The organism is Streptomyces sp. LaPpAH-108 (genome assembly GCF_000373625.1).
Classification (GTDB): domain Bacteria; phylum Actinomycetota; class Actinomycetes; order Streptomycetales; family Streptomycetaceae; genus Streptomyces.
The window spans coordinates 161,525-188,430 of sequence record NZ_KB891994.1 but is presented as its reverse complement, the minus strand read 5'-3'; the positions used below and the strand labels follow the sequence as shown (position 1 = coordinate 188,430).

The following is a 26,906-nucleotide window of genomic DNA, read 5'->3' as shown; positions in this document are numbered from 1 at the left end:
GCTCAGTCCCGCCCCGTGAACTCCCGCGCCAGCCGTTCCCCCAGTTCCACCGCCGCCTCGTGGCTCTCGATCGGGGTGACCTTGGACTCCGCGCCCGTGAAGAGGATGTACGTCACGCCCGACTCCGCGCCGCCCGTGGCCGGGTCGGGGTCGATGCCCAGGCCCTCGGCGGCGGCGTACGAGGCTTCGCCGATGATGCGGGACGGGCCGGTGTCGCCGACGACCGCGTACTCGACCTTGTCGTCGTGGATGACGGCGACCACACCGCCGCCCTTCACGCCGGACTTGGTGTAGTCCCACAGGGCGCTGGAGCTGGGGACCACGACGTAGGGGAGAGTGTCGGCGCGCAGGGGCTTGCCGTCGGACTGGTGGAAGGCGGTGTCGTCCTGGAACCAGGGGTCGCGGTCCTTGTTGCACGTGGCCGTGCGGACGCCGTCGCAGTCGACGTCCATGTCCGCCTTCCAGAAGACCGCGCCCTTGGTGCCGCAGACGGGGACGGTGGCCGGCTTCTCCTCGTCGGTGCGGTAGAGCCCGTCGGAGATCCGGTCGCAGGACTTCACCTTGGCCAGCAGGTCGGACGCGGACACCGCGCCCTCGCGGGCCGAGCCGGTGGAGCGGTCCAGGACGACGTAGAGCGTCGCCGAGGCGAGCAGGACGACTCCGGCCGCGGTGGCCAGGCCCAGGGGGCGGGGGCGCATGGGTGATCCTTCACGTCGAAGCGCTTCAAGTCGGGGGAGAGGAGGAAGAGTTGGGGGGCCTCGTGCACAAAACCGTCCGCCCCGGTGATGGCGGGGCGGACGGCCTTGTGGCGTACGGGAGTTCAGGCCGTGGGCCTGAAGAGGTCTCAGACCACGTTGAACTCGGCCGGGTTCGGCCCCAGCCGCTTGTCCTCGTTCAGCGCGCTGATCGCCGCGAGGTCCTCGTCGTCCAGGCTGAAGTCGAACACCTCGATGTTCTCCCTGATCCGCGACGGCGTCACGGACTTGGGGATCACGATGTTGCCCAGCTGGACGTGCCAGCGCAGCACGACCTGCGCGGGCGTACGGCCGTGCTTCCGCGCGATCGCGACGATGGCGGGCACCTCCAGGAGGCCCTTGCCCTGGCCGAGCGGCGACCACGCCTCGGTCGCGATGCCCTGCTCCGCGTTGAACTCCCGCGCCGCGCGCTGCTGGAGGTGCGGGTGCAGCTCGATCTGGTCGACCGCCGGGACGATGGAGGTCTCCGCGATCAGCCGCTCCAGGTGCTCGGGAAGGAAGTTGGACACACCGATCGCGCGGATGCGGCCGTCGGAGTACAGCTTCTCGAACGCCTTGTAGGAGTCGACGTAGTTGTCCTGGGCCGGAACCGGCCAGTGGATCAGATACAGGTCGAGATAGTCGAGGCCCAGCTTCTCCAGGGAGGCGTCGAACGCGCGCAGCGTCGCGTCGTACCCGTGGTCGCTGTTCCAGAGCTTGGTGGTGACGAAAATGTCCTCGCGGGGCAGGCCGGAGGCCGCGATGGCCTTGCCGGTGCCCCTTTCATTGCCGTAGATCGCCGCTGTGTCGATGCTGCGGTACCCGGCCTCCAGCGCCGTGGCGACCGCGCTCTCGGCCTCGCCGTCCGGCACCTGCCAGACGCCGAACCCCAGCTGGGGCATCTCGACACCGTTGTTGAGGACGATCGGGGGGACCTTGCTGCTCACGAGCTCTTGATCCTTCGGTTGTGGACAGGGTCGTACACCATCGTCAACGATCACGGGCCCGAATGCATTCCTGACCGGGCGATCCGACCGGCCCCGACCTGCGGTCCGTCGGGCCCCGGCCGGCCGGCCGGTCCCCCGTCAGCCCTGGTACAGCGCCTCGATCTCCCGCTCGTACGCCTTCTCGATCGCCTTCCGCTTCAGCTTCAGCGACGGCGTCAGCAGCCCGTGCTCCTCGGTGAACGGCTGTGCCAGGACCCGGAACGTACGGATCGACTCCGCCTGCGACACCAGCGTGTTGGCGGCCACCACCGCCCGCCGCACCTCCGTCTCAAGCGCCGGGTCGCGCACCAGCCGGGAGATGTCCGGGCGCGGCTTGCCCTGCATCTGGAGCCAGTGCTCGACTGCGTCCTGGTCGAGGGTGATCAGCGCGGCGATGTACGGCCGGTCGTTGCCGACGACGATGCACTGGTGGACCAGCGGATGGTCACGCACCCGCTCCTCCAGGACACCCGGGGAGACGCTTTTGCCGCCGGAGGTCACCAGGATCTCCTTCTTGCGGCCGGTGATGGTCAGATAGCCGTCCTCGTCCAGCGTGCCCAGATCACCGGTGGCCAGCCAGCCCTCGTGCAGCGACTCGTCGGTCGCCTTGGGGTTGTTGAGATAGCCCTGGAAGACGTTGCCGCCGCGCAGCCAGACCTCGCCGTCCTCGGCGACGTGCACCGAGACCCCGGGAACGGCCTGGCCGACCGTGCCGTAGCGGGTGCGGTCGGGCGGGTTCGCGGTCGCGGCGGCCGTCGACTCGGTCAGGCCGTAGCCCTCGTAGATCTGCACGCCCGCGCCCGCGAAGAACAGGCCGAGACGGCGGTCCATCGCCGAGCCGCCGGACATCGCGTTGCGGATCCGGCCGCCCATCGCCGCGCGCACCTTGGAGTAGACGAGCTTGTCGAACAGCTGGTGCTGCATCCGCAGCGCCGCCGAGGGTCCTGGCCCGGTGCCCCACGCCTTCGCCTCCAGCGCGTCGGCGTAGCGCACCGCCACGTCGACCGCCTTCTGGAACGGGCCCTCCTTGCCGTCCTTCTCCGCCTTGCGGCGGGCCGCCGCGTACATCTTCTCGAAGATGTACGGCACCGCGGTGATGAACGTCGGCCGGAACGCGGCCAGATCCGGCAGCAGCGCCGAGGCGTGCAGCTCCGGCTGGTGCCCGAAGCGGACCCGGCCCCGGAACGCGGCGACCTCCACCATCCGTCCGAAGACGTGCGCCAGCGGCAGGAACAGCAGCGTGGACGCCTCGTCGCCCTTCTTGGAGTGGAACACCCGCTCCCAGCGGTCGATGATCGCGTCCGCCTCGAACATGAAGTTCGCGTGGGTGAGCACACAGCCCTTGGGTCTGCCCGTGGTGCCCGAGGTGTAGATCACCGTGGCGACCGCCTCGGGGGTGACCGCGCGGCGGTGCCGGTGCACCAGCTCGTCGTCCAGGTGCGCGCCCGCGTCGTACAGCTCCCGTACGCAGCCCTCGTCCAGCTGCCACAGGCGGCCGAGGCGGGGGAGGCGGTCGATGACGGTGGCGATCGTCATCGCGTGGTCCTCGTGCTCCACGATCGCGGCGGTCACCTCGGCGTCGTACAGCATCCAGAAGCACTGCTCGGCCGAGGAGGTCGGATAGACCGGCACCACCTGGGCGCCGATCGTCCACAGCGCGAAGTCGAACAGCGTCCACTCGTAGCGGGTACGGGACATGATCGCGACGCGGTCGCCGAAGCGGATCCCGTTCGCGAGCAGCCCCTTGGCCAGCGCCAGCACCTCGTCACGGAACTCGGCGGCGGTCACGTCCCGCCACTGGCCCGACCCGTCCTTGCGGCCGAGCGCGATGTGCTGCGGGTCCACCCGGGCGTACTCGAAGACGGTGTCGGCCAGTCCGCCGGCCGGCGCCGGTGCCGACGTCGTTGTCGTCGGAGGATTGGTGAAGCCCTGCAAGTTTCCGCCCTCCGTTCCTCACAGCGCCGTGACGCTACCCCACCCGTTGGCCGGATGGGAGCCGTCCCGAATCCGGGCAACCCGCGCATTCGCGCCCGCCGTCGCCCGGAAAATGCCCGCACAAGGGGAAGGTACGGACACGACGGGGGCGACCGCTCAGCCGAACCCACCCCAATCTCCACCGAATCTGTACGGCCTGGTCACGGCTTGCCGTCCGGCGGTTCGACGGAGTGCGAGGCTGCTGGGGGCGGGTTCGGGTGTGCGGGTGGGGTGGTCGGGTGGTGGGGGCTCGGGTGGTGCGGGTGGCGTGATGCGGCAGTGTCGGGATGGCGGGGCGCGGGGAATCGGGCCTGCTGGTCGGGTGGTAGGGGCTCGGGTGGGTGGTGCGGGTGGCGTGATGCGGCAGCGGCGGCGTCGGGATGGCGGGGTGCGGGGGCGGCGGGCGCCGGGTGGCGTCCGCCGGGGCGCCCCCGTCGCGCGCACCAGGCGAGTCCGCCCTGGCGCACGACGGGTCCGCTCTGGCGCACGACGGGGGCGCCCTGACACACGACGGGTCCGCTCTGGCGCACGACGGGGGCCGCCCCGGCACACAACGGATCCGCCTCGGCACACAGACGGGGGCGGCCCGGCCGACAGACGGGGGGCGGCCCGGCCGACAGGCCCGAGCCGCCCCTTGCTCGCCGGTGGCGCCCTCCGCAGGGCGTCACCGGCCCGGCACCTACCGCCGTCCGGGCACCGGTGTCTCCACCGGCGCCCCGCCCGCCGTCGGCCGCTCCGCGGCGGGCCGCGGCGTGCGGACCACCGCCAGGACGAGCGCGCCCGCAGCAAGACCCGCCACCCCCGCCGTCAGCAGGGCCCGGTTCAGGCCGGAGGCGAAGGCCGCGTGCAGGACCTCGTCCGGGAAGCTCGCCCGCAGGGCGCCCGCCGCGCCGCCCGCCAGGGCGTGGGCCGCGCCGTGGGGGAGGGTGGACTCCATGCGCGAGGTGAGGATCGTGCCGAAGACGGCGACGCCGAGGGCGTAGCCCAGCTGGCGCACGGTGTTGACCGCGCCGCCCGCCATGCCCGCCCGGTGCGGCTGCACCGAGGCGAGCGCGGCCCCGGCGACGGTCGGCGAGACCAGCCCCGTACCCGCGCCCACCAGCACGAACCCGGGGATCAGCGCCGTCCAGTCGGAGCCCGCCGAAAGGACCGCCTGGCACACGCAGCCCGCGCCGATCAGCAGCAGCCCGCCACCGATGGTCAGCCGGGACGGCGCCCCGTGCAGCAGCCGCCCCACCAGCACCGCGACGATCATCGCCGCGACCGTCATCGGCAGCAGCGTCAGCCCGCTGCGCACCGGGCTCATGCCCAGCAGCGTCTGCATCCACAGCGAGAGGTACGGCGTCACACCGAACGCCACCGCGTTGAAGGCGAAGGCCCCCGCCATCACACCCACGAACGTGCGGTTGCGCAGCAGCGACAGGTCCAGCAGCGGATGCGCCACCCGCCGCTCCACCAGCACGAACACCACCAGCGCCAGCAGCGCGCAGCCGAACGCCGTGAGCGTCGCGGACGCGCCCCAGCCGTCCTCACCGGCCCGCACGACGGCGTACGTCAGCCCGCCCGCGAACGCCGCGAAGGCCGCCGTACCCGCCCAGTCCACCCGCTGCCAGGCGCTGCCCGCACCGCCGCCCCGCGACTCCGGCACCACCCGCAGCGTCAGCCACACCGCCGCCACGCTCACCGGAAGGTTCACGAAGAAGATCCACCGCCAGCCGGGCCCCTCGGTCAGCAGCCCGCCCAGCACAGGCCCGACCGCCGCCGCGCCGCCGCTCACCGCGCCCCACACGCCGAGCGCCACCGACCGCTGCTTTCCCTGGTACACCGAGCCGAGCAGCGGCAGCGTCGTCGCGAACATCGCCGCCGCGCCCACGCCCTGTATCACCCGCGCCGCCACCAGTGTCCCCGGCCCGGCCGCGAGCCCGCACAGCAGCGAGGCCGCCGCGAACAGCACCACGCCCGCGACGTAGGTGCGCCGCCGCCCCAGCACGTCCGCCGCCGCGCCCGCGCCGAGCAGCAGCGCGGCGAGCGCGAGCGCGTAACCGTCCACCACCCACTGGAGATCGCCCAGCGACGCGCCCAGCGCGTGGCTCATGTCCGGCAGCGCCACCACCACGATCGTCACATCCAGCAGCAGCATGAACGTGCCCAGGCACACCGCCGTGAGCGTCCCCCAGGTCCGCATGACCCGCCTCCCGCCATTCCCGTTTCCGTACACCGTGACGCGTGACCGCGCCCTCGCCCGTACGATGCGCGGGACCGGGCCGAACACCCCGGCCACGGCCCTCGGGCCGGTGAAAACCGACGGGGAACCTCATGCAGACGACGAAATCCGACAGGTTCGACGAGCTGGACGTGCTGATCCTCTCCGCCCTGGAGGTCGACGCCCGCGCCTCCTTCGCCCGGATCGGGCAGGTCCTCGGCGTCTCCGACCAGACCGTCGCCCGCCGCTACCGCCGCCTCACCGCCGAGGCCGGTCTCCGGGTCGTCGCCCGGCGCGACGCGTTCGTCCTCGGCCAGGACCAGTGGATGCTCCGGCTGCGCTGCGCCCCGGACAGCACCCCCGTCATCGCGGACGCCCTCGCCAAGCGCCCCGACACCTCCTGGATCGGCCTTGCCTCCGGCGGCACCGAGATCGTCTGCATGACCCACCCGCGCAGCCCCGGCGACCACGACGACCTCCTGCTCGGCAAACTCCCGCGCACGCCCAGCGTGATGGAGGTCCACGCCCAGCAGCTCCTGCACCGCTTCGACGGCGGCCCGAGCGGCTGGATCGTCAAGTCCGGTGCGCTGGAAGCGGATCAGATCGCCGCGCTACGGCCCCGCCACCCGGCCCGCCCGGAGGGGGAAGCCCGCATCGAACCCGAGGACGAACCGCTGCTCGCCGTCCTGCGCCGGGACGGCCGCGCCGGACACCAGGAACTCCAACGGGCCACCGGACGCTCGGAGTCGGCCGTCAAACGCCGCCTCGGCGCCCTGCTCGCCTCGGGGGCGATCTACATCGACATCGAGTACGACTACGAGCGCTCCGGACAGGCCCGCACGGCCGCCCTGTGGATCACCACCGAGCCCGCCGCGCTGCACTCCGTCGGCGAGGCCCTGTCCGGGCACGGCGAGGTCGCCTTCGCGGCGGCCACCACCGGGCCCTCCCACCTCGTCGCCACCGTCGTCGTCCGCGACACCGCGAGCCTGTACGCCTACCTCAGCGGGCCGCTCGGCCGCCTGGACGGGGTGCGCCACGTGGAGACGACCCCGTTCCTGCGCCGGGTCAAGCAGTTGACGTATCGCGGGGGCCGCTGACCGGTCCCCGCGCCTTCTCCCAGCGGCTGGGGAAGGGGAAGTACGCCTCCAGGAAACCGGCCACGAGCCGCCCGACCTCCTCCTGCCGCTCGGCGGGCGTGTTCACGTCGTTGACGCAGAAGAAATCGTAGGCCCGCCCCTCCAGGAGCTGCGCCATCCGCTCGGCCGCCTCGGGCAGCGCCACGTCGATGTAACGCAGCTTGAACTTGCCCGGCACCGCACGGCCGGTGAGCAGCGCGTGGTGATGGTGGAGCGAGGCACCCGGCGCGATGTCGGTCACCGAACGGAACCGGGACCGGCTGGTCCGCTCCAGCGCCTCGGGGTAACACCGCTCCATGTCCCGCATCACCTCACGGATCTGCGGATGCGGGGTGTGCATGAACTTGTTGACGGTGAAACGCCCGTGCCGCTCCTCGATGAGGGAACGCACGTTCTTCCCGGCCGAGTTGGGGGCAGGCTCGTCCGCGTTCGGGGCGCCGAGCCCCAACTGGTACGAGGAGAAGGGGATCTTGGCGATGCCGTTGCCGTGGAAGAAGTGCTCGGGGGTGACGGGACGGCCGAGCAGCACGTCGTCGTTGAGATAGAGGTAGCGCTCGGAAAGACCCTCGATGTGGTGCAACTGGGTCGTGATGGCGTGCGAGTTGAAGACCGGCAGCACGCCGGGGTCGGTGAACACGTCCTTGTGGTCGATGACCTGGACGCCCGGGACGCCGGTGTCCAGCCACTCGGGGGTCTGGCCGTCGGTCACGATGTAGATGTCGCGGACGAACGGCGCGTACATCTCCAACGAGCGCAGCGAGTACTTGAGTTCGTCCCGGCTGGTGTACCGGGAGCTGCCGGTCTCGCGGGCGTGGATACGGCGCGGTCCGCCGGGCCGGTGCGCCTCGCGGGCGGCGGCCAGCTCGGGGTCGTCGCCGTCGACCCAGGTGTAGACGACGTCGAGCGGGAAGTCGACGGCCTCCACACGGGGCCGCTGGAAGGCGTCCCAGGTGGGGTAGGAGCGGCCCGCCACGGTACGGGTCGCGGGGGTGCGGGCGTCGGCGGGCAGCACGTCGGAGACCGGGTTGCCGCGCGGGGCGACCAGCGCCTCGGCGAGCACCGGCTCGGGCGCCTGGACGCGCAGGGAGCGCAGCCGCTCGGCGGTGCGCGGCTCCTCGGCCTTCGCCAGGAGGGCGGCGCCGTCGCGCCAGTACTCCACGTCGCAGCCGTGCACGAGCCCGGCCAGCACCTGGTCGTCGGGGCCGAGCAGGATCTCGCCGACCCGCATGACGTCCTGGCGCTTGAGCGGGGTGGGCAGCGCGCCGTCGGCGTACAGCGCGGCCTCGGCGGGCCACGGGTCCTTGCCGGGCTTGAGGGCGTACAGGGCGGTGTCGGCGTACAGCTCGCGCAGTGCGCCGAGGAACGCCTTGCGGTCCTCGATACGGATGCCGACGGCGTGGCGCAGCGGGGAGTTCCCGGGCAGCAGGAAGTACGCGACCCCGGCGTGCTCCAGCGCGTCCGCGACGAGCGCGAGATTGCGGGTGCGGGCGTCGGCGGCGCTCAGGGAGCGCACCCGGCGGCCGATGTAGACGCGGTCCTGCCGGGATATCTCGCGCAGCTCGGCGTCCCCCGCGAGCAGCCGGGCGCGCCGGGCGGCGACGGCCTCGGCGTGCGCCCGCTCCGCCTCCTCGCGCTCGGCCTCCTGCCGTGCGGCACGGCGCTGCTCGGCACGTTCGTGCCGGACGCGGGCGGGCAGGAGACGTTCGCCGAGGGCGGCGAGACGGGACGGCATGGCAGAACCGGTCCTTCCCAGAGGGGCGCGACGCGGTGGCCGCGGGCGACGCCAGGTGTTCGAGGACTCCGGAACGACCTGCGGTTTTGATGTGAACAAACGATGTACCCCGGTCAACCCTGCGTCAAGCCTTGGTCAAGGGTATGGGTGTATAGCCCATGCTTTGCAGGGGTTGATTCCGCGCCCGGAAGAGGCGGACGGCGGCGGGAGGGGTGATTCCGTGCCGGAGGGGGCGCACGGGGCGCGGGGCATCATGGAAGCCGGGCCGCGTCGCTCGTCGGCCTCCGCTCGTCCCTGTCCCCGTCGTCCAGCACCCGGAGCACCGTGAAACGCCCGCACCTGCCCCGTCGGCTGCCCGTCGACCCGTACATCCTGCTGCTGCTCGCGACGGTGGGCGTCGCGGCTCTGCTCCCGGCGCGCGGGACCGGCGCGGACGTGGCCTCCGGCGCCGCCACGGCGGCCATCGCCTTCCTCTTCTTCCTCTACGGCGCCCGCCTCTCCACCCGCGAGGCGCTGGACGGACTGCGCCACTGGCGGCTCCATCTCACCGTGCTGGCCTGCACCTTCCTCGTCTTCCCGGTGCTCGGCCTGGCCGCGCGGGGCCTGGTCCCCCACGTCCTGACCCAGCCGCTCTACCAGGGCCTGCTCTTCCTCACCCTGGTCCCCTCCACCATCCAGTCCTCCATCGCCTTCACCTCGATCGCGCGCGGCAACGTGCCCGCCGCCATCTGCGCGGGCTCCTTCTCCTCCCTCGTCGGCATCGTCCTCACCCCGCTCCTCGCCGCCGCGCTGCTCGGCGGCAGCGGGGGCTTCTCCGCCGACTCGCTCCTGAAGATCGTGCTCCAGCTGCTGGTGCCGTTCCTCGCCGGGCAGCTGCTCCGGCGCTGGATCGGCGGCTTCGTCGCCCGTCACAAGAAGGTGCTCGGCCTGGTCGACCGGGGCTCGATCCTGCTGGTCGTCTACACCGCCTTCAGCGAGGGCATGGCCCAGGGCATCTGGCACCAGGTGAGCCCGCTGCGGCTCGGCGCGCTGCTCGGTGTGGAGGCGGTGCTGCTCGCCGTGATGCTCTGCGTGAGCTGGTACGGCGCCCGGGCGCTCGGCTTCGGCCGCGCCGACCGGGTCGCGATCCAGTTCGCGGGCTCCAAGAAGTCCCTCGCCTCGGGGCTGCCCATGGCGAGCGTGCTGTTCGGCGCGCACGCCTCGCTGGCCGTGCTGCCACTGATGCTGTTCCACCAGATGCAGCTGATGGTGTGCGCGGTGCTCGCGAAGCGGCGGGCGGCCGACGCCCCGGAAGCGGAGCCAGGGGAAGAGCCGGAGCGGGCGCCGGAGCCGGACCGTCCGGACGTACGGCCGTCCGCGCGGTGATGCGAGGCGACGTGACGTGACGTGACGCACGGTGGCCGGATCCTTGCGCCGCCCCACCGCCGAACGCGTTCAGTTCACCGCCCCGTTGACCCGGATTAGCGCCACGGACCGGGGGCGACGGCTAACGTTCCGTCATGACCGCAGCTCCCGTACTCGATCCGCAGCGCACCGCACTCGTCCTCGTCGACCTGATGGAACGTATCGTCGCGCTGCCCCTGGAACCCCGTAAGGGCATCGAAGTCCAGTCCACCGCCGAGGAGTTGGCGTCCGTCTTCCGGGCCGAGGGCGCCCTGGTCGTCCTCGTCCGGGTCGAGCGCCCGGCCCTCGCCGAGCAGCCGCCGGGCAGCGGGCTCGTCGCCGGACTGCGTCACGCGGGCGACCTGGAGGTGGTCAAGCGGACCATCGGCGCCTTCCAGGGCACCGAGCTGGACGCCCGGTTGCGCGAGCACGGCATCGACACGCTGGTCTTCGGCGGCATCACCACCAACCTCGGCGTCGAGTCCACCGCCCGCGCCGCCGCCGACCTCGGCTACGACCTGGTCTTCGCGGAGGACGCCATGTCCGCGTTCACGGCTGCCGAGCACGAGGCGTCGGTACGGCTGGACTTCCCGAGGCTGGGGACCGTGGTGCGGGCGGCGGAGGTGCGGTTCGGGGCGGGGGAGTGAGGGAGCCGTCGTAGGGCGTCGTAGGAGGTGAGCGGCGCCGACGCGACGGCCGGGCGGCACCGCTGTAGCGGCTGAGGGGCACCGTCGTAGCCGCTGAGCGGCCCCGATGCGAGGCCGAGCGGCACTGGCGCGGCGGCCGGTGGCCAGGTCCGTACCGACCGCTGGACGCACGACGCCTACCGCTCACCGCATCCCGCCGCCCCGCCACCTTCTCAACTCCCGTGCCCCGCCCTACCGTCCGGCCCCATGAGCAGCCCCCCTGTCGCATCCGCGGGCTGGAGCCGGTGGCTGGTCCCGCCCGCCGCCCTCTCCGTCCATCTGTCCATCGGCCAGGCCTACGCCTGGAGCGTGTTCAAGCCGCCCCTGGAATCCGCGCTGCACCTGGACGGCACGCAGAGCGCGCTGCCGTTCCAGCTGGCGATCGTGATGCTCGGCCTGTCCGCCGCGTTCGGCGGCACGCTCGTCGAGCGCAACGGCCCGCGCTGGGCGATGACCGTGGCCCTGGTCTGCTTCTCCTCCGGGTTCCTGATCTCCGCGCTCGGCGCGCAGACCGAGCAGTACTGGCTGATCGTCCTCGGCTACGGCTTCGTCGGGGGCATCGGCCTCGGCATCGGCTACATCTCGCCCGTCTCCACCCTGATGAAGTGGTTCCCGGACCGGCCCGGCATGGCCACCGGCATCGCCATCATGGGCTTCGGCGGTGGCGCCCTGATCGCCTCGCCGTGGTCGGCCCAGATGCTGGAGTCCTTCGGCACGGGACCGCACGGGATCGCCCTCGCGTTCCTCGTCCACGGACTGTCGTACGCCGTGTTCATGACCCTCGGCGTGCTGCTGATCCGCGTCCCGCGCGCGCCCGAGCGGCCGACGGGCGAGGCGGTGGCCGCCGTACCCACCGGCATCCGGGTCTCCGCCCGCAGCGCGGTGCGCACCCCGCAGTTCTGGTGTCTGTGGGTCGTCCTGTGCACCAACGTCACGGCGGGCATCGGCATCCTGGAGAAGGCCGCCCCGATGATCACGGACTTCTTCGCGGACAGCTCCGCCCCGGTCTCCGTGTCGGCGGCGGCGGGCTTCGTGGCCCTTCTCTCGGCGGCGAACATGGCGGGCCGCATCGGCTGGTCGTCCGCCTCCGACCTGATCGGCCGCAAGAACATCTACCGCGTCTACCTCGGCGTCGGCGCGCTGATGTACCTCCTGATCGCCCTGTTCGGCGACACCGCCAAGCCCCTCTTCGTGCTCTGCGCCCTGGTGATCCTCTCCTTCTACGGCGGCGGCTTCGCCACGATCCCCGCCTATCTGAAGGACCTCTTCGGCACGTACGAGGTGGGCGCCATCCACGGCCGCCTGCTCACCGCCTGGTCCACCGCGGGCGTCCTCGGCCCGCTGATCGTCAACTGGATCGCCGACCGGCAGGAGGACGCGGGCAAACACGGCCCCGCCCTGTACGGGCTCTCCTTCGCCATCATGATCGGCCTGCTCCTCGTCGGCTTCGCCGCCAACGAACTCGTCCGACCCGTCCACGACCGGCACCACGTGCCCGACCCGAAGGAGGCCGCCGATGGCCGGCGAGAGCAGCCCGCGTGATCCCGAGAGCGCCCCGCGCGATCTGCGGGGCCTGATCGTCTTCGCCTGGCTGTGGGTGTCGGCGCCGCTGGCCTACGGGCTGTACGAACTCGTACGGAAGGCGACCCAGCTCTTCACGGGGTGAGCGGCCGGTGTCACGGACCGTGGGCCTGAGCCCGGCGGGCTCGGAACGCTGAGTATGCGGACATCCGAGGGTCTGCGGGAAGCCGACAACTCGGATGCCCGATTCCTGTGGCTTCACGTGTCCGCGTACCCGTGAGTCACTGATCAGACTGGACGGTCCCGTGACTTACGGCGACAAGGGGACCTCGACATGATCGGCTCGCGCATCACCGCGATCGGGCACTACCAGCCCGCCAAGGTGCTCACCAACGAGGACCTGGCGGGCATGGTCGACACCAGCGACGCATGGATCACCAGCCGGGTCGGCATCCGTACGCGGCACATCGCGGGCCCCGACGAGCCGGTGGACGAGCTGGCCGCGCACGCCGCCGCCAAGGCCCTCGCGGCGGCGGGCCTGGCCCCCGAGGACATCGACCTGGTCCTGGTCGCCACGTCCACGGCCATCGACCGCTCCCCGAACACCGCCGCCCGCGTCGCCGCCCGCCTCGGCATCCCGCAGCCGGCCGCGATGGACGTCAACGTGGTCTGCGCCGGGTTCACCCACGCGCTGGCGACCGCCGACCACACGGTCCGCGCGGGCGCGGCGACGCGTGCGCTGGTCATCGGCGCGGACAAGATGTCCGAGGTCACCGACTGGAGCGACCGTACGACCTGCGTCCTGGTCGGCGACGGGGCGGGTGCGGCCGTGGTTGAGGCGTGTACGGCGGATCAGGAGCCCGGCATCGGCCCGGTGCTGTGGGGCTCGGTGCCGGAGATGGGCAACGCCGTGCGTATCGAGGGCACGCCGCCGAGGTTCGCCCAGGAGGGCCAGAGCGTGTACCGCTGGGCCACCACGCAGCTGCCCCCGATCGCCCGCCGGGCCTGCGAGAGGTCCGGCATCGAGCCCGCCGACCTCGCGGCCGTCGTCCTCCACCAGGCCAACCTGCGCATCATCGAGCCCCTGGCCCACAAGATCGGCGCCGTGAACGCGGTTGTCGCCCGCGACGTCACCGAGTCCGGCAACACCTCCGCCGCCAGCATCCCCCTCGCCCTCTCCAAGCTCGTCGAACAGGGCGCCGTCCGCACCGGCGACCCCGTCCTCCTCTTCGGCTTCGGCGGCAACCTCTCGTACGCGGGCCAGGTCATCCGCTGCCCGTGACCCCGCCCCGCTCACGCGCGGCTACCGCTCGCTGACACTCCGTACCCCCAGGTCCACCCCCCTCCCACGGCACGAATACGCAGGTGAAACGCACTCCGAAACCTTGGTATTGTTGTCCATGTCGCCGCGGGGAACACACCCCGAAGGCGACAGACACCTGGTCCGGGTGGCGGAATGGCAGACGCGCTAGCTTGAGGTGCTAGTGCCCTTTATCGGGCGTGGGGGTTCAAGTCCCCCCTCGGACACACCTGCCGTAGCGATACGGATGCGAGGGCCTCGACCATCAAGGTCGGGGCCCTCGCCGCGTTGTCCTGATCGCGTTGTGTCGAATGCGTTGTGCGAATGCGCGGACGGTGTTCCGCCCGGTCAGCCGGTCAGCATGCCGTTCAGGACGGTGTCCACGACGAGGCGGGCGTCGACTGTTCCCAGGGGTTCGTTGCTCATGAGCGCACGGGCGTGGAGCGGGCCGACGAGCATTTCGAAGATCACGCGTGAGTCCACGCTCTCCGGAATCCCGTCACGTTCACGGGCCCGCTCGATCACGATCGCGCACTGCTCGAGCCGGGTGTGCCAGTAGCCGCCCCGGAGGTCGGCGAGCGAGTCGTCCGTACTCCGTATGACGTCGAACAGGACCTTCCCCATGGGGGACTCCAGGAGATCACGGACCTCTTCGAAGAGGTCGATGAGATCCGACCGGAGATCTCCCGTGTCCGGCACCGGGACGGCGAGGTCGACGGCTTCGAGCAGCACCTCGCGGAGGAGGCTGCCGCGGCTGTCCCACCGCCGGTAGATCGACGTGTGGTGCACGCCGGAACGTTCGGCGATCGCCGGGATCGTCGTGGCGTCGAGGCCCGACTCGATCAGCAGCTCCGCCGCCGCGTCCAGGACCGCGCGTCGCACCCGGGCGCTTCGGCCCCCGGTGCGACGAGTGATGAGGTCGGTCACACTGTGCATATTAGTGGATAGTCCCAGGTCGTAGCTGCTGGTCGGCCCGCCGGATATGAGGGTGGTCCGCTCCGTCCGTGCCGACGCCTGACGGGCGCTCAAGCGGCATGCGCATGGCTTCTGCGGGCCCGGCCGCACACCCTGTGACCTCCTGTTTTTCCCGTCCGGTGGCAGCCGCGTCGGACGCCGAACGCGCCGTCGCGCGATCTGTGCCGGTCCCTGAGAACGACCGCGGAACCGGTGGTCCTCCTTTTGCCCCGCCTCCTGGGGCGCGGCTACCATCGGCTTATCGCACAGCAATGTGCGTTAGTGAGACGAGAGGTGCGGAATGAAGATCTTCGTCATCGGCGCGACGGGCTACATCGGCTCGGTCGTCGCGGAGCGCCTGCGGGCCGATGGTCATGTGCTGTCCGGACTGGCCCGTTCGGACGCCTCGGTAGCGGCACTGTCGGACATGGGGGTGACCCCGGTGCGCGGCGCGATGGGAGACACCGCGGTCCTCGCGCGGGCCGCGCGGGACGCCGACGCCGTGGTGCAGATCGCCACGGGCGGTTTTCTGGCTCAGGCGCTCGAGACCGTCGACGCGGCGATGCGGACCACGGACGTGATCCTCGACGCGCTGGCGGGCACGGACAAGCCGTACCTCTACACCGGTGGCACCGGGATGTGGCTCGACACGGGCATCATGGTCCCGGAGCGCGTGGTCACCGAGGCCGACCCCGTCGCCCCGCCCTACTTCTACGCGCATCTGGTCGAGATCTACCGGAAGTTGATGTCCGCCGACGCGGTGCGGACGATCATCCTCGCTCCCGGGCAGCTGTACGGCCGTGGCGGCGGCTACATCGGACCGATCGCCCGTCTGTTCAACGGTGTTCGGCAGCACGGTTTCGTGGCCGCCGTGGCGCCCGGGGACAACGCGTTCACCTATGTCCACGTCGACGACCTCGCCGATCTGTACGCGCTCGCCCTCAACGCCCCGGACACGCGCGGCCTGTTCATCGGCGCGACCGACACGGTGCCGCAGATGGAGGTCGCCCGGGCGGTGAGCCGCGCGGCCGGTCTCGGCGGCGAGGTCGAGCTGGTCGACTATCCGACGATGCGCGCACTCAACGGACGCGCCAACGAACTCGACTTCTGGCTCAACTGCCGTGCCTCCTCGGACAAGGCCCGCACGGAGCTGGGCTGGCAGCCGCATCGCCCCGGTGTGATCGACACCCTCGCGCAGCTGCCCGCGCCGCTCGACCTCGGGACCGTCTACCCCGAGCCCAAGCGCCAGGCCGCGGCCTCCCAAGTCTCGCTCTGACTCACCCAGGCCGGTCGCGCAGGCCGGTCGCGGCACGGAACCCCTCGGCCCGTCCGACCCGGCTCCGCCGCGACCGGCCGCCTGTCGCCGTCACCTTCTTCCCCAGGATCACTTCTTTGTCCCAGCAAGTCGCCACCCACCGACCTCACCGGCACGTCCCGGACCCAGCCACCCCTGCCTCCCCCTCCGGGACCTGGCGTGCCGTGCTGCTTCCCGTGGCTGTCGTCCTGCTGATCGGCGCCGTGTTCGTCAGCGTCTATCTCGCCGCCTTCCACGCACCGCGCCCCCACCAACTCCGCGTGGGCACGACGGAGACCGGCACGCACCAGACCCATCTGCGCCAGGACCTCGCCCGTGCCGTTCCCGGCGGCTTCGCGCTCGTGACCTACCCGGACGCGTCCACCGCCCGGCAGGCGGTCCAGGACCGATCCGTGTACGCGGCTTACCTCGGCAACGGGAAGCTGCTCTACGGCAGCGCCAACGGGGCCTCCGTCACCGGGACCGTGACCACCGCCTTCGGCGCCGCGGCACACGCGGAGCACCATGCCCTCTCCCCCGAGGACGTGGCCCCGGCCGCGCCGGGAGACACCCGGGGCCTCTCGGTGTTCTACGCGGCCTTCGGGCTGGTCCTGGCCGGATACCTCTTCGGTATGACGACGTACCAGCTCGCGCCCCGGCTCCCGTACCGCTGGCGTATGGCCAGCCTGGCCCTGTTCGGCGCCGTCGGCGGCATCCTGGTCACCGCCATCGCGGGCGACCCGGGCTTCGGCGCGCTGCCCGGCCCCTTCCCCCTCCTCGCCCTCGTCGTGGCACTGATGGGCGTCGCGGTCGGCGCCACGACCATGGCCCTCCTGCGGCTCTTCGGCTCCGCGGGCGTCAGTATCGCGTCGGTCCTCCTGCTGATCCTCGGCAACAGCACCAGCGGCGGCACCATGCCCCCCGCCTACCTCCCCGCCTGGCTGAGCCCCCTGTCCCAGATCCTGCCGGTCGGCGTGGGCGTACGCGCCATCCAGGGCCTGTCCCGCTTCCACGACGACGGCCTGACCCGGGCCCTGGTGATCCTGCCCCTGTGGGTGCTGGCCGCCGCGCTCGTGGTCTACCTGAAGGACGTCTTCCGACGCGGGGCTCCGGCCGGGGCGGTTACCCGCGCTTGAGCCGCTTCGCCCGGGGCCCCGGACGCGGCTGCTCGACGCCCTATCATCGGGCCCGTGAGCGTCCCGCTGCCCGAGCACGAGTACGGCTACGACGTCTGCCTGTCCTTCGCGAGCGAGGAGCGGGAGTACGTGGAGCAGGTCGCCCGTGCGTTGCGGGACCTCGGGCTGCGTTTCTCCTACGCGAACGACGAGGAAGCGTCGCTGTGGGGCAAGGAACTGCCCGAGCATCTCGACGAGATCTACCGCAGGTCCGCCCTGTTCTGTGTGGTGTTCGTGTCGGCGGCGTACGCGGCGAAGATGTGGACCACCCATGAGCGCCGCAGCGCCCAGGCCCGGGCGCTGGCCGACCCCGGTGAATATCTGCTGCCGGTCCGCTTCGACGACACCGAGCTGCCGGGGCTGCGCCCCACGATCGGCTACATCGACGCCCGCACCACTCCGGCGGGCCGCCTCGCGGTGCTGCTGCGGGAGAAACTGGGACTGCGCGAGCCGTCTCCGGCACACCGGTCCGAGACCGCTCTCACGGCTGTCCCGTCCGGCCCCTCGCCCTCGGATCCCAGGGAGCCGAGCCCGGGGGAGACGGTCTGGCGGGTGACCACGGGCGGACTGGTGCAGTCGTCGCCCCGGGTGCTCGGCGGGACGGTGTACTTCGGGAGCGGTGACGGCCGGGTGCGGGCGGTGGAGGCCGACACCGGCGCCGAACGGTGGTCCGTCGCGACCGGGGGCGCGGTGTGGTCGAGCCTCATGGTGGCGGGCCACACCGTCCATGCGGGAAGCCAGGACCACAACGTCTACGCCCTCGACGCCGACACCGGCCTGGAGCGCTGGCGGATCACCACCGGCGGGGCCGTCTGGTCGTCCCCCACGGTCGTGGACGGGACGGTGTTCGTGGGCAGCCGTGATCACCACCTGTACGCGATCGGGGCGACGAACGGCCACGAACGCTGGCGGTTCCGGACGGTGGGCGACGTGGACTCGTCCCCCTCGGTGTGCGGCGACACCGTGTACGTCGGCTCCGACGACCGCTGCCTATGGGCGCTGGACACCGCAACCGGCCGCGAACGGTGGCGGTTTCGCACAGGGGGTGCCGTTCGCTCGTCCCCCGCCACCCACGACCGGTCGGTCTACGTCGGCAGTGATGACGACTTCCTCCACGCCGTCGACACGGAGACCGGCGCCGAGCGCTGGCGCCACCGCACCGGCGACCGCGTGCGGTCCTCACCCGCCGTGGCGGGAGACCTCGTGTACATCGGGTCGCACGACGGCAACCTGTACGCGCTGGACGCCACCTCCGGCCATGAGCGGTGGCGCAGGCGCGTCGGGGAATGGTTGCAGGCGTCCCCCACCGTCGCGGACGGAACCGTCTACATCGGCAGCGACGACCACGGCCTGTGGGCCCTGGACGCGGTGAGCGGCCGGGTCCGATGGCGGTGCGAGACGGAGAGCGCAGTCCTCACCCGGCCGACGGTGTCCGGCCGGATCGTCTGCGTCGGCGGCCAGGACGGTGCCCTCAGAGCCGTCCGCACATGAGCGGCCCGGCGTCGGCGCGGCGGTCGCCCCGGCTCTCGGTCGTGGTCGCCTGCCGCGACGAGGCCGCCGTCCTCCCCGCGTTCCACGCCACGCTGCTGGCCGATCTGCGTGGTGTCGGCCCACGCTGGGAGATCGTCTATGTCGACGACGGCAGCCGTGACGGCACGCTGTACAGGCTGCGGGCATTCGCCGCGGCCGACCGCCGAGTGGCCTGTTTGTCGCTCGGCCGCCGCCGAGGCAAGGACGCGGCCATGGCCGCCGGTCTGGCCCGTACGGCCGGGGACTGCGTCGTCTTCGTCGACGCCGACCTCCAGCATCCGACCGCCCTGCTCGCACCCATGGTGGAGCAGCACACCCGTGGCTACGAACAAGTAGTGGCCCGGCGGCGGCCCAGCCGTTCCGGAGGCGCGGGCCGACGGCTGGGCAGCCGGGTCTTCCATCTGCTGGCCCGCGTTCTGTGCGACGTCGAACTGGTGGAGGGCACCGGCGACTTCCGGCTCATCTCACGCCGCGTGGCCACCGTCGCGCTGGCCCGCCCCGGCCAACACGGCTATATGCGGGGCCTGTTCTCCAGCCTGCCGTTCCCCTCGGCATACGTCGACTACGACTGGCGGCCACGGGCGGCGGGCCGCAGCGCGTGGAGCACTGTCGCACTGGTCCGCTACGGCGTGCGCGCGCTGATCGCCTGTCGGCGCAGGTCATCGCAGCCGCCGCGCACACCAGGTGGTGTGGAGAGGGCGTGCGGGACGGCGGCGATCACGACGGGAGCCGTCAGCGCGTCGGCCGCTCGCGTCGTAGGGAGGCCAGGACTCCGAACACCCAGCACAGCAGGATCAGACCCGTCGCGGTCTGGACCGTGACCACGAGTCGGCTCACGGTGCCGACCGGGTAGATCCCGCTGCCTCCGGTGGTGGAGGCGATCGTGGCGCTGAAGTACAGCCAGGTCGTGAAGCCGGGGCTCGTGTGCCCGGCGAACTGGTCCGGCCGGATCGCGTAGAGGCCGTGGTAGGTGACGGCGTAGCAGCACACCGAGAGCAACAGGAGCGCCGCGAGGTAGACCGAATGTGCCTGGGCGGCCGAACCGTGGGCGAGGGAGCGGCGGGAGAAGAAGCCCACGTACCGGCCCATGTCGGAGTAGAAGAGATCGTAGGTGCCCAGCGAGTAGCGGATGACCAGCGCGGCCAGCAGGGTGAGCAGGCCCAGCAGGCCGATCTCCGCTGCGCCCAGTCCGAGCAGGGGCGCGGGCGCGGCCGGTGACAGGAGGATCAGGCAGGTCCCGCACCCGGCGATGAGCAGCGGGGTCCAGAAGACCAGGTTGACCACACCGCGCAGCCGTCCGCGCAGGACACCGGTGCTGGCCGGGCCACGGTTCGGTGGGTGGCGGCGGCTGTAACGGAGCGAGGTGCGCGGGCGGGGCCGGATGTCGGCCTTGCAGAAGTCGCAGCGTACGCCGAGGGCTTCGACGCGATCCACGTCCGGGGTCTGCTCGTGCCGCAGGTGGGTGAGGATGCCGGGGCCGTTGCGCCAGAGCCACACGTTGTCGGGGATGAACGCGGCGGCCTTCATCAGCAGGGCGAGATCGACGGCCGTGACGAGCCCGGCGGCCAGGGGGTTCACCGTGTGCTCCGTGCCGCTCGGCGGCGGGGCGTCGGTTCCCGGTGGAGCGGCCTCGTCATGTCGGTGGTGTCGAGCGGTCGGGCGTCGAGTCGCCCGTGGACTCCCTTGGCGTGCCGACGAGTTGGACCCATGTCCCCATCTCCTGCTGCTCGATGCGGGTGACGGCGGCGGCCAGCAGGCGGTCGCGGGTGGCGGGGTCGGCGTACGGCTCGGCGGCCGTGCGGTACAGGCGGCGTTCCGCCTCGACCGCCTCGCGGGCCTGGCTGAAGCGGACGTAGTCGTCGTGCCAGTGGAAGAGGGCCCGCAGTCCGGTGAGGACGACCACCGCGCCGCCCAGTACGGCCGGGGTGGTGGCGTCATGGGGTGATACGACCGCGCTCACCGGGATGGCGGCCGAGACCAGCAGGAGCAGGGTCTCGGCGGCGCGGTGGAAGCGGCGGGCCTTGATCGCCGCGCGGCGGTACCAGGCGTACGAGCCGTCCGCGAGCGACAGGGCGTAGCCCGACGAGTTCGCGGCGGGGTCCTTCGGCACGGCCACGGCTCCGCCCCCCGGGTCAGCCTCGTGTCGGTCGATTCACGGTAGCCCGGCCGGGGGGGCGTCAGGTGTCCCAGCGGACCGGGAGGCTGTGCGGGCCGCGGATCAGCATGCCCTCGCGCCAGGTGAGGGCGGCCGGGTGGGCGTCGAGGGTGAGGGTGGGGAAGCGGGTGAGCAGGGAGGTGAGGGCGAGGCGGGCCTCGAGGCGGGCCAAGGGGGCGCCGAGGCAGTAGTGGATGCCGTGGCCGAAGGCGACGTGGCCGCCGGTGGGGCGGCGGATGTCGAAGTCGTCGGGGGCGGCGAAACGGGCGGGGTCGTGGTTGGCGTCCGCCAGGGCGACCAGGACCAGTTGGCCGTCGCCGGGGACGAGCGTGCCGCCGATCTCGATCGGCTCGGTGGTGAACCGGAAGGTCGGGGTCTCCACCGGGCCGTCGTAACGAAGCATCTCCTCCACCGCGTTGGGCATGAGCGTCATGTCCTTGCGCAGCAGGTCCAGTTGGCCGGGGTGGGTGAGCAGGGCCAGGACGCCGTTGGAGATCAGGTTGACCGTGGTCTCGTGCCCGGCGACCAGCAACAGCCAGGCGGTGCCGAGCAGTTCCTCGTGGGAGAGACGGTCGCCGTCCTCGTCGGTGGCGCGGACCAGGTCGCTCATCAGGTCATCGCCCGGGGCCTGGCGCTTGCGTTCCATCAACTCGGCCAGATACGCGGCCGTTTCACGTGTCGCCGCCTGTCGTACCTCGGGTTCGGCACTGGAGAGGATCGTGTTCGTCCAGTGGCGGAACGCGGCCCGGTCCAGCATCGGGACACCGAGCAGTTCGCAGATCACCGAGATCGGCAGCGGGAACGAGAGCGCTTCGACCAGGTCGGCCCGGCCCTCCGGAACGGCGATCATCGCGTCGAGAAGTTCGTCGGTGATCTGCTGGACACGCGGGGCCAGTTGCTCGATACGACGCGGGGTGAACTCGCGGACCACCAGCTTGCGCAGCCGTCCGTGGTCCGGCGGGTCCTGGTTGAGCATGTGGGGTCCGGCGGCCGGGCTGGAGATCGGGAACGCGGGCGAGGCGTTCTCCCACCGTTTCGACAGGCGCGGGTCCGCGAGTGCCGCCCGTCCGGCCTCGTAGCCGACCACGAGCCACGCCTCCGCGCCCTCCGGAATGCGCACCCGGTGCACGGGGCCCCGCTCGCGCAGCGCCGCGTACACCGGATAGGGGTCGCGGACGAAGTCCTCGCCCATCGCCACCAGGTCGATCACGTCGGTCGTGGTCACCGTCTGCCCCCGTTCGTCGGCTCGGCCCGACGCTAGCAGCGGGCGGCAGACGTGGCGAAGGCCGAAATCGGCGTGGGGGCACATGGCCGAAAAGCACAGAGGTGGGAGGGGGATTGTGGAGTCGGCGCCCACTTGTTATCGTCACTTCGACGTTAACGGGAGGGGTGAGGACGGCATGGCTGTCCCGGACATGCTCAGCGGCCTGATCGCGCCACTGAACCAGCAGGTGTTCCAGCTGGGTCAGGACGCGGTCACCTGGTCCGAACTGCTCGGCTTCGCCACCGGCGCGGTGTGCGTATGGCTGTGCGTACGGGCCAGCGTGGGGAACTTCCCCGTAGGCATCCTCAACAACCTGTTCTTCCTCGCCCTGTTCTGGAGCGCCCGCCTCTACGCGGACGCCTCGCTCCAGATCGTCTACCTGGTCCTCGCGGCCCACGGCTGGCTGCTCTGGCTGCGCGGAGGCGAGCGCCGCTCCCGGCGACGCGTGGGCCACGCCTCCAGATCCACCCTGCTCGTCCTGCTCGCCCTGCTGGTCCCCGCCACCTGGGGCCTGACCGTACTACTGACCCGCGCACACGACGTCGCGCCCTTCTGGGACGCGCTGACCACGGCACTCTCGCTGGCCGCGCAGTGGCTGCTGAACACCAAGCAGATCGAGAACTGGTACTTCTGGATCGCCGCCGACCTCGTCTACATCCCGCTCTACTTCAGCAAGGGGCTCGATCTCACGGGCATCGTCTACGTGTTGTTCCTGACCATGTGCCTGATGGGATGGCGGTCCTGGCGGCGGCAGCTGGCGGTCGACCGGGCCGCGAGCGGAGCGGGTGACGGGACCGGAGCGGACAGCGCGAGCGGCGCGGGCCACAGGGGCGGCACCGGCGGCACCGGCGGCACCGGCGACACCGGTGACGCCGGCGACACCGGTGACGCCGACCGGGCGGTGACCGCATGAGCACGCCCTTCGCCCACGGCCTGGTCATCGGCAAGTTCTACCCGCCCCACTCCGGCCACCACTTCCTCATCCGCTCCGCCGCGGACTCCTGCGCACGCGTCACCGTTGTCGTGATGGCCGCCGGGCGCGAGTCGATCCCCCTCGCGGAACGCGTCGCCTGGATACGCGAACACTGGGCCGAGCGGCCCCACGTGGCGGTCGTCGGCATCGTCGACGATCTGCCGGTCGACTACGACAGCGCCGAACTCTGGGACGGACACGTCGCGTTGATGCGCCAGGCCCTCACCACCGGACCGCACGCCGCCGCCGTGGACGCGGTGTTCAGTTCCGAGCCCTACGGCACGGAACTCGCCCGCCGCTTCGATGCCGCACCGGTGCTGCTGGATCTCGGCCGTACGACCTTCGCCGTCTCCGGCACCAAGGTGCGCGCCGACCCCGTCGCCCACTGGGACGAGATCGAACCGCCGGTACGAGCCTGGCTCGCCCGCCGGGTCGTCGTCCTCGGTGCCGAGTCCACCGGGACCACCACGCTCTCCCGCGACCTCGCCACCGCTCTGCGCGCCCGAGGCGGTGCGCACGCGCTCACCCGCTGGGTGCCCGAGTACGGCCGCGAACTGACCGTCGTCAAACTCGCTCGCGCCCGCGCGCTGGCCGCCCCGGACCGGCCCGCCCCCGAGGTGGCCGAACTCGACTGGGACGACGGCGACTTCGAGACGGTCGCCCACCGCCAGAACCGCCTCGAACAGGACGCGGCCCGCGCGGGCGGCCCCGTGCTCGTCTGCGACACCGACGCGCTGGCCACCACCGTCTGGCAGGAACGCTACCGGGGCCGCACCACCGGCCCGGTCCGCGACCTCGCCGCCACCGTGCCACCCCGCGCCCTCTACCTGCTCACCTCCCACCACGGCGTCCCCTTCGAGGACGACGGCCTGCGCGACGGCGAACATCTGCGCCCGTGGATGACCGACCGCTTCCGCGAGGTCCTAGCCGCTTCGGGCGCCGAATGGCTCGAGATGTCGGGCGACCGGCAGACACGGCTGGACCGCGCCCTCGCCGCCGTGGACCGGGTGCTGGGGGAGGGGTGGGGGCTGGCCGATCCGCTGGGATGACGGGCGCCGGAGTTACCGCACCCCGTCCCACAACTGCCGTTCCTCGGACCGCAGATCCTTCCCCGGCGCCGACTCCTCCGCGAAGACCATCGTCGTGCGGGTGACCTTGTCGTACGCGGGCCAGCCGGGGTCGCCGGTGCGGGCGAAGGAGAGCCAGGCGCGGTGCATGGTGTCGGCGAGGGACTGGGGTGGGACGGGGCCCAAGAGCGGGGCGTAGGTGGGGTCTTGGAGGCGGTCGAAGACGAAGGGGAGTTCGAGGGCGTGGCAGGCGCCCAGGCGGCCGTCGAACTGGGGGGAGCGCCAGGCGAATTCGTAGAGGTGGGAGCCAGGGACGGACTCCGCGAGGCGGATGGCGGGGAGGCGGTAGAACCAGTCGGTGGCCACCGCGTCCAGGAGTTCGCCCGGGGTGGCGGTGGGGCGCGAGGCACGGTAGAGGGGGAGGGCCTGGTCGGGGTCGACGCCGTAGGCCGCCGTCATCGTGCGCAGGCGGGACTCGGGGAAGACGTCGAGGACGTGCGTGGGCGCCAGGAAGAGGCGGTACTCCTCACGGTTGGTGCCGATGAGGAGGTCGATGCCGCAGTCCGGGCCCGGGAGGGACAGGTCGGGCAGGACGGGCTCGAAGGGCATCATGTTGAGTGCCGCCTCGCCCCAAAGCGCGGGATCGGGGCGGGCGTTGAGTTCGGCGCGCAGGGCGGCCTGGGCGGGGAGCAGGTCGTCCAGGGTGACGGCGGCGAGTGCGTCCGGGGTCGGCTCGACACCGAGCTTCGCCGCCAGATGGGCCGCGATCCGGGAGGCCGAACCGGGGCGCAGGAAGTAGTGGCACGAGCCGCTCTGGAGGATGGCGCGGCGTGCCAGGCCGCGCAGTTCGCCCGTCGACAGCAGCGCGCCGATGCTCATGGCACCGGCCGATTCGCCGAACACCGTCACCTGGTCGGGATCGCCGCCGAAGGAGGCGATGTTGGCCCGCACCCAGCGCAGCGCGGCCAGCTGGTCCAGCAGGCCACGGTTGTCGGGGACGCCCGGGAGGCGGAGGAAACCGTCCACGCCCAGACGGTAGTTGAGGGTCACGCACACCACGCCGTCGCGCGCGAAGGTGCTGCCGTCGTAACCCGGCGCGGAACCAGAGCCGTTGGAGAACGCGCCGCCGTGCAGCCACACCATCACCGGCAGCCGGGCACCCGGATCCGGCGCGGGCGTCCAGATGTTGAGGTTCAGGCACTCCTCGCCCGGGATGCTGTCCTCGGGGATCAGGGCGTCGAACGGCGGGGCGTACGGGGCGTGGGGTGCGGTCGGACCGTAGGCGGTGGCGTCGCGCACACCGGTCCACGCCTCGGGCGGAGCGGGGGACTTGAAGCGGAGGGGGCCGAACGGCGGTGCCGCGTATGGGATTCCCAGGAAGGACACCACACCGTCCGCGCCGGTACGGCCCCGGACGGCACCTTGCTCGGTCGTGCACACCGTCATACGGACAGGACCTCCAGCAGCGCCGTCATGAATGCCTCGGGCTTCTCCAGATGCACCGCGTGCCCCGCGTCGGGTACGGCGACCTCCCGTACGGTACCGCCGTGCGCCGCGTAGCGAGCCAGGGCGTGACGGGTCTGGGCCACCATCGGCTGGGCCGGGGTGCCGTCCCAGCCCGGCACCGCGCCGAGCGCGCCGAGGTGCGCCAGGTCGAACAGCGAGGTGTCCGACACGATCACGTCGTCCTCGCCGCGTATCCACAGCACCGGGGGCTTGGGGTCGATCAGGTGGAGGTCGTCGAGCCGGAAGTACAGCGGGGAGAGGGAGTTGAGGACTCCCCGGGTGCCGGGGGCGGTGCCGGGCCAGGCGGGGGACGTGACGCTGTCGCCGGGGTAGTGGTCGTCGCCGGTGCGGGTGGTGAGCATCGAGTCGACGTACGCGTCCTCGTCGGCGGGGTGCGGGCGCCACGGCGGCTTGACGTACGTACCGGCCAGGACCGAGCGCGGGGAGAGCGGGGAGTCCGCCCCGCGATCGCCCTCGGCCAGCCGTGCCACGAACCCTGGGTTGCCCGTACCGCCGCCGGAGCCCGCGCCGTCCGCGGAGTTGAGGGTGCCGTCGACTCCGTGGGTGCCGCCGAAACCGTAGGGCGAGACGGGGTTGACCAGAGTCACCGAGCGGACCGTTTCCGGGTGGTCGCGCAAATACTGCAGCACCACGCCCCCACCCATGGACCAGCCCACCAGATGAGCCCGCTCGATCCCCAGGGCACGCAACAGGGCAGCCAGGTCGTCCGCGTGGTCGCGCAGGCCGCGGGTCGCATCGATCGGCAACGGGTCGGTGGCGCCGAAGCCGCGCAGATCGGGGGCGAGGGGGCGGTAGCGGTCGGGGAGGCGGGGGAGGGCGGTGTGCCAGAAGGCGGAGGAGGAGACGTTGCCGTGCAGGAAGACGACGGGGTCGCCGTGGTCGCGCAGGTCGGTGACGTGGACGGTGAGGCGGTCGGTGGGGATACGGCGGGTGCGGAGTGCTCCGACGCGGTGCGGGGGGTCGTCTGTGTGGCCGGGGGCTGTGTGGTCGCGGACCGTGTGCTCCTGACCCGTGTGCTCCTGCTCTGTGTGTCCGCGCCCCATGGTGTGTCCCCCCGTACCTCTCGCGATGCCGCTCCGGTGGCCGCACATGGTAGACGCGCTATAGAAGGGGACGACATGTGTGGAGGCACCACATAGAGAGGTCGACGTATGGGGTGGCACGCGCGCCCGACCCCACCGCTGCAAAACCCGCCCAATCCCTTGACTCCACCCCCTACGAAGGTTTAACTCACGTCCTAAATTAAGCCATGAGGAGCCTTCGGGGGTCGAACGGGTGTCGGCTGTCGTGAGCGGTCCTCGGGGTCTCGACT

General features: G+C 71.9%; 23 protein-coding genes and 1 tRNA gene. 13 read left to right on the top strand and 11 right to left on the bottom strand.

Features of this window, described 5'->3' with window-relative positions:
- Window positions 1-2: 2 nt before the first annotated feature.
- From B079_RS0116545 to B079_RS0116530, 4 genes are all read right to left on the bottom strand, one after another.
- Window positions 3-698 (bottom strand): glycoside hydrolase family 75 protein, encoded by a 696-nt coding sequence (locus tag B079_RS0116545; protein WP_018546949.1) that lies wholly within the window; start codon window positions 696-698, stop codon window positions 3-5.
- 146 nt (window positions 699-844) lie between these two features.
- On the bottom strand, window positions 845-1,681 hold the full coding sequence (locus tag B079_RS0116540; protein WP_018546948.1) for an aldo/keto reductase: 837 nt from the start codon (window positions 1,679-1,681) through the stop codon (window positions 845-847).
- A gap of 138 nt (window positions 1,682-1,819) precedes the next feature.
- Window positions 1,820-3,655, bottom strand: a complete 1,836-nt coding sequence (locus B079_RS0116535) for an AMP-dependent synthetase/ligase (protein WP_018546947.1) — start codon at window positions 3,653-3,655, stop codon at window positions 1,820-1,822.
- A gap of 718 nt (window positions 3,656-4,373) precedes the next feature.
- Window positions 4,374-5,879 (bottom strand): MFS transporter, encoded by a 1,506-nt coding sequence (locus B079_RS0116530; protein WP_018546946.1) that lies wholly within the window; start codon window positions 5,877-5,879, stop codon window positions 4,374-4,376.
- Between the two features lie 131 nt (window positions 5,880-6,010).
- Here B079_RS0116530 and B079_RS0116525 point away from each other — a divergent pair, with 131 nt between their 5' ends.
- Window positions 6,011-6,994, top strand: coding sequence for an Lrp/AsnC family transcriptional regulator (locus B079_RS0116525; RefSeq protein WP_018546945.1), 984 nt, complete (start codon window positions 6,011-6,013; stop codon window positions 6,992-6,994).
- Here B079_RS0116525 and B079_RS0116520 read toward each other — a convergent pair.
- Window positions 6,963-8,765 (bottom strand): stealth family protein, encoded by a 1,803-nt coding sequence (locus tag B079_RS0116520; RefSeq protein WP_018546944.1) that lies wholly within the window; start codon window positions 8,763-8,765, stop codon window positions 6,963-6,965. The two genes, B079_RS0116525 and B079_RS0116520, sit on opposite strands and share 32 nt — an antisense overlap.
- Window positions 8,766-9,089: 324 nt before the next feature.
- Here B079_RS0116520 and B079_RS0116515 point away from each other — a divergent pair, with 324 nt between their 5' ends.
- From B079_RS0116515 to B079_RS0116490, 6 genes are all read left to right on the top strand, one after another.
- Entirely contained in the window at window positions 9,090-10,130 is a 1,041-nt protein-coding gene (locus tag B079_RS0116515) for a bile acid:sodium symporter family protein (protein ID WP_018546943.1), read from the top strand.
- Window positions 10,131-10,264: 134 nt separating this feature from the next.
- Window positions 10,265-10,795, top strand: coding sequence for an isochorismatase family protein (locus B079_RS0116510; protein ID WP_018546942.1), 531 nt, complete (start codon window positions 10,265-10,267; stop codon window positions 10,793-10,795).
- 246 nt (window positions 10,796-11,041) lie between these two features.
- A complete protein-coding gene (locus B079_RS0116505) occupies window positions 11,042-12,376 on the top strand; it encodes an OFA family MFS transporter (protein WP_018546941.1) in 1,335 nt (444 codons plus the stop codon).
- Complete coding sequence (locus B079_RS35520; protein WP_018546940.1) at window positions 12,351-12,500, top strand: MFS transporter small subunit; 150 nt, start codon at window positions 12,351-12,353, stop codon at window positions 12,498-12,500. The genes B079_RS0116505 and B079_RS35520 overlap by 26 nt, the downstream gene beginning before the upstream one ends.
- 189 nt (window positions 12,501-12,689) lie before the next feature.
- Window positions 12,690-13,637: a beta-ketoacyl-ACP synthase III gene (locus B079_RS0116495; RefSeq protein WP_018546939.1), complete on the top strand. Its 948-nt coding sequence runs from the start codon at window positions 12,690-12,692 to the stop codon at window positions 13,635-13,637.
- 160 nt (window positions 13,638-13,797) lie between these two features.
- Window positions 13,798-13,882 (top strand) — tRNA-Leu (locus B079_RS0116490).
- Window positions 13,883-14,003: 121 nt separating this feature from the next.
- On the opposite strand, the gene B079_RS33975 is transcribed toward B079_RS0116490, so the two are convergent.
- Window positions 14,004-14,582 carry a TetR/AcrR family transcriptional regulator gene (locus B079_RS33975; protein WP_158685004.1) on the bottom strand — a complete coding sequence of 193 codons (579 nt, stop codon included), beginning with the start codon at window positions 14,580-14,582 and terminating at the stop codon, window positions 14,004-14,006.
- A gap of 328 nt (window positions 14,583-14,910) precedes the next feature.
- Between B079_RS33975 and B079_RS0116480 the strand changes: the two genes are divergently transcribed.
- The 4 genes from B079_RS0116480 to B079_RS33970 all read left to right on the top strand — a co-directional run bounded on the left by B079_RS0116480 (window position 14,911) and on the right by B079_RS33970 (window position 19,429).
- Window positions 14,911-15,885: an NAD-dependent epimerase/dehydratase family protein gene (locus B079_RS0116480; RefSeq protein ID WP_018546937.1), complete on the top strand. Its 975-nt coding sequence runs from the start codon at window positions 14,911-14,913 to the stop codon at window positions 15,883-15,885.
- A gap of 203 nt (window positions 15,886-16,088) precedes the next feature.
- The gene (locus B079_RS0116475; RefSeq protein ID WP_018546936.1) at window positions 16,089-17,039 is read left to right on the top strand and encodes an ABC transporter permease; all 951 of its coding nucleotides are present in this window, start codon (window positions 16,089-16,091) and stop codon (window positions 17,037-17,039) included.
- Between the two features lie 54 nt (window positions 17,040-17,093).
- A complete protein-coding gene (locus B079_RS33295) occupies window positions 17,094-18,569 on the top strand; it encodes a PQQ-binding-like beta-propeller repeat protein (RefSeq protein WP_018546935.1) in 1,476 nt (491 codons plus the stop codon).
- Complete coding sequence (locus B079_RS33970) at window positions 18,566-19,429, top strand: glycosyltransferase family 2 protein (RefSeq protein ID WP_158685003.1); 864 nt, start codon at window positions 18,566-18,568, stop codon at window positions 19,427-19,429. Before B079_RS33295 ends, B079_RS33970 begins: the two co-directional genes overlap by 4 nt.
- On the opposite strand, the gene B079_RS0116465 is transcribed toward B079_RS33970, so the two are convergent.
- From B079_RS0116465 to B079_RS0116455, 3 genes are all read right to left on the bottom strand, one after another.
- The gene (locus B079_RS0116465) at window positions 19,341-20,186 is read right to left on the bottom strand and encodes an ion channel (protein WP_018546934.1); all 846 of its coding nucleotides are present in this window, start codon (window positions 20,184-20,186) and stop codon (window positions 19,341-19,343) included. The genes B079_RS33970 and B079_RS0116465 overlap by 89 nt on opposite strands.
- Window positions 20,187-20,241: 55 nt before the next feature.
- On the bottom strand, window positions 20,242-20,718 hold the full coding sequence (locus B079_RS0116460; protein WP_199779925.1) for a DUF4231 domain-containing protein: 477 nt from the start codon (window positions 20,716-20,718) through the stop codon (window positions 20,242-20,244).
- A gap of 67 nt (window positions 20,719-20,785) precedes the next feature.
- On the bottom strand, window positions 20,786-21,988 hold the full coding sequence (locus B079_RS0116455) for a cytochrome P450 (protein ID WP_018546932.1): 1,203 nt from the start codon (window positions 21,986-21,988) through the stop codon (window positions 20,786-20,788).
- 175 nt (window positions 21,989-22,163) lie between these two features.
- On the opposite strand from B079_RS0116455, the gene pnuC reads away from it, so the two are divergent.
- Window positions 22,164-22,940, top strand: coding sequence for a nicotinamide riboside transporter PnuC (gene pnuC / locus B079_RS32180; RefSeq protein WP_018546931.1), 777 nt, complete (start codon window positions 22,164-22,166; stop codon window positions 22,938-22,940).
- Complete coding sequence (locus B079_RS0116445) at window positions 22,937-24,049, top strand: AAA family ATPase (RefSeq protein ID WP_018546930.1); 1,113 nt, start codon at window positions 22,937-22,939, stop codon at window positions 24,047-24,049. Before pnuC ends, B079_RS0116445 begins: the two co-directional genes overlap by 4 nt.
- Before the next feature lie 12 nt (window positions 24,050-24,061).
- On the opposite strand, the gene B079_RS0116440 is transcribed toward B079_RS0116445, so the two are convergent.
- Both B079_RS0116440 and B079_RS0116435 read right to left on the bottom strand, forming a co-directional pair.
- Window positions 24,062-25,513 carry a carboxylesterase/lipase family protein gene (locus B079_RS0116440; protein ID WP_018546929.1) on the bottom strand — a complete coding sequence of 484 codons (1,452 nt, stop codon included), beginning with the start codon at window positions 25,511-25,513 and terminating at the stop codon, window positions 24,062-24,064.
- Window positions 25,510-26,637 (bottom strand): alpha/beta fold hydrolase, encoded by a 1,128-nt coding sequence (locus B079_RS0116435; RefSeq protein WP_018546928.1) that lies wholly within the window; start codon window positions 26,635-26,637, stop codon window positions 25,510-25,512. The genes B079_RS0116440 and B079_RS0116435 overlap by 4 nt, the downstream gene beginning before the upstream one ends.
- Window positions 26,638-26,906 lie beyond the last annotated feature (269 nt).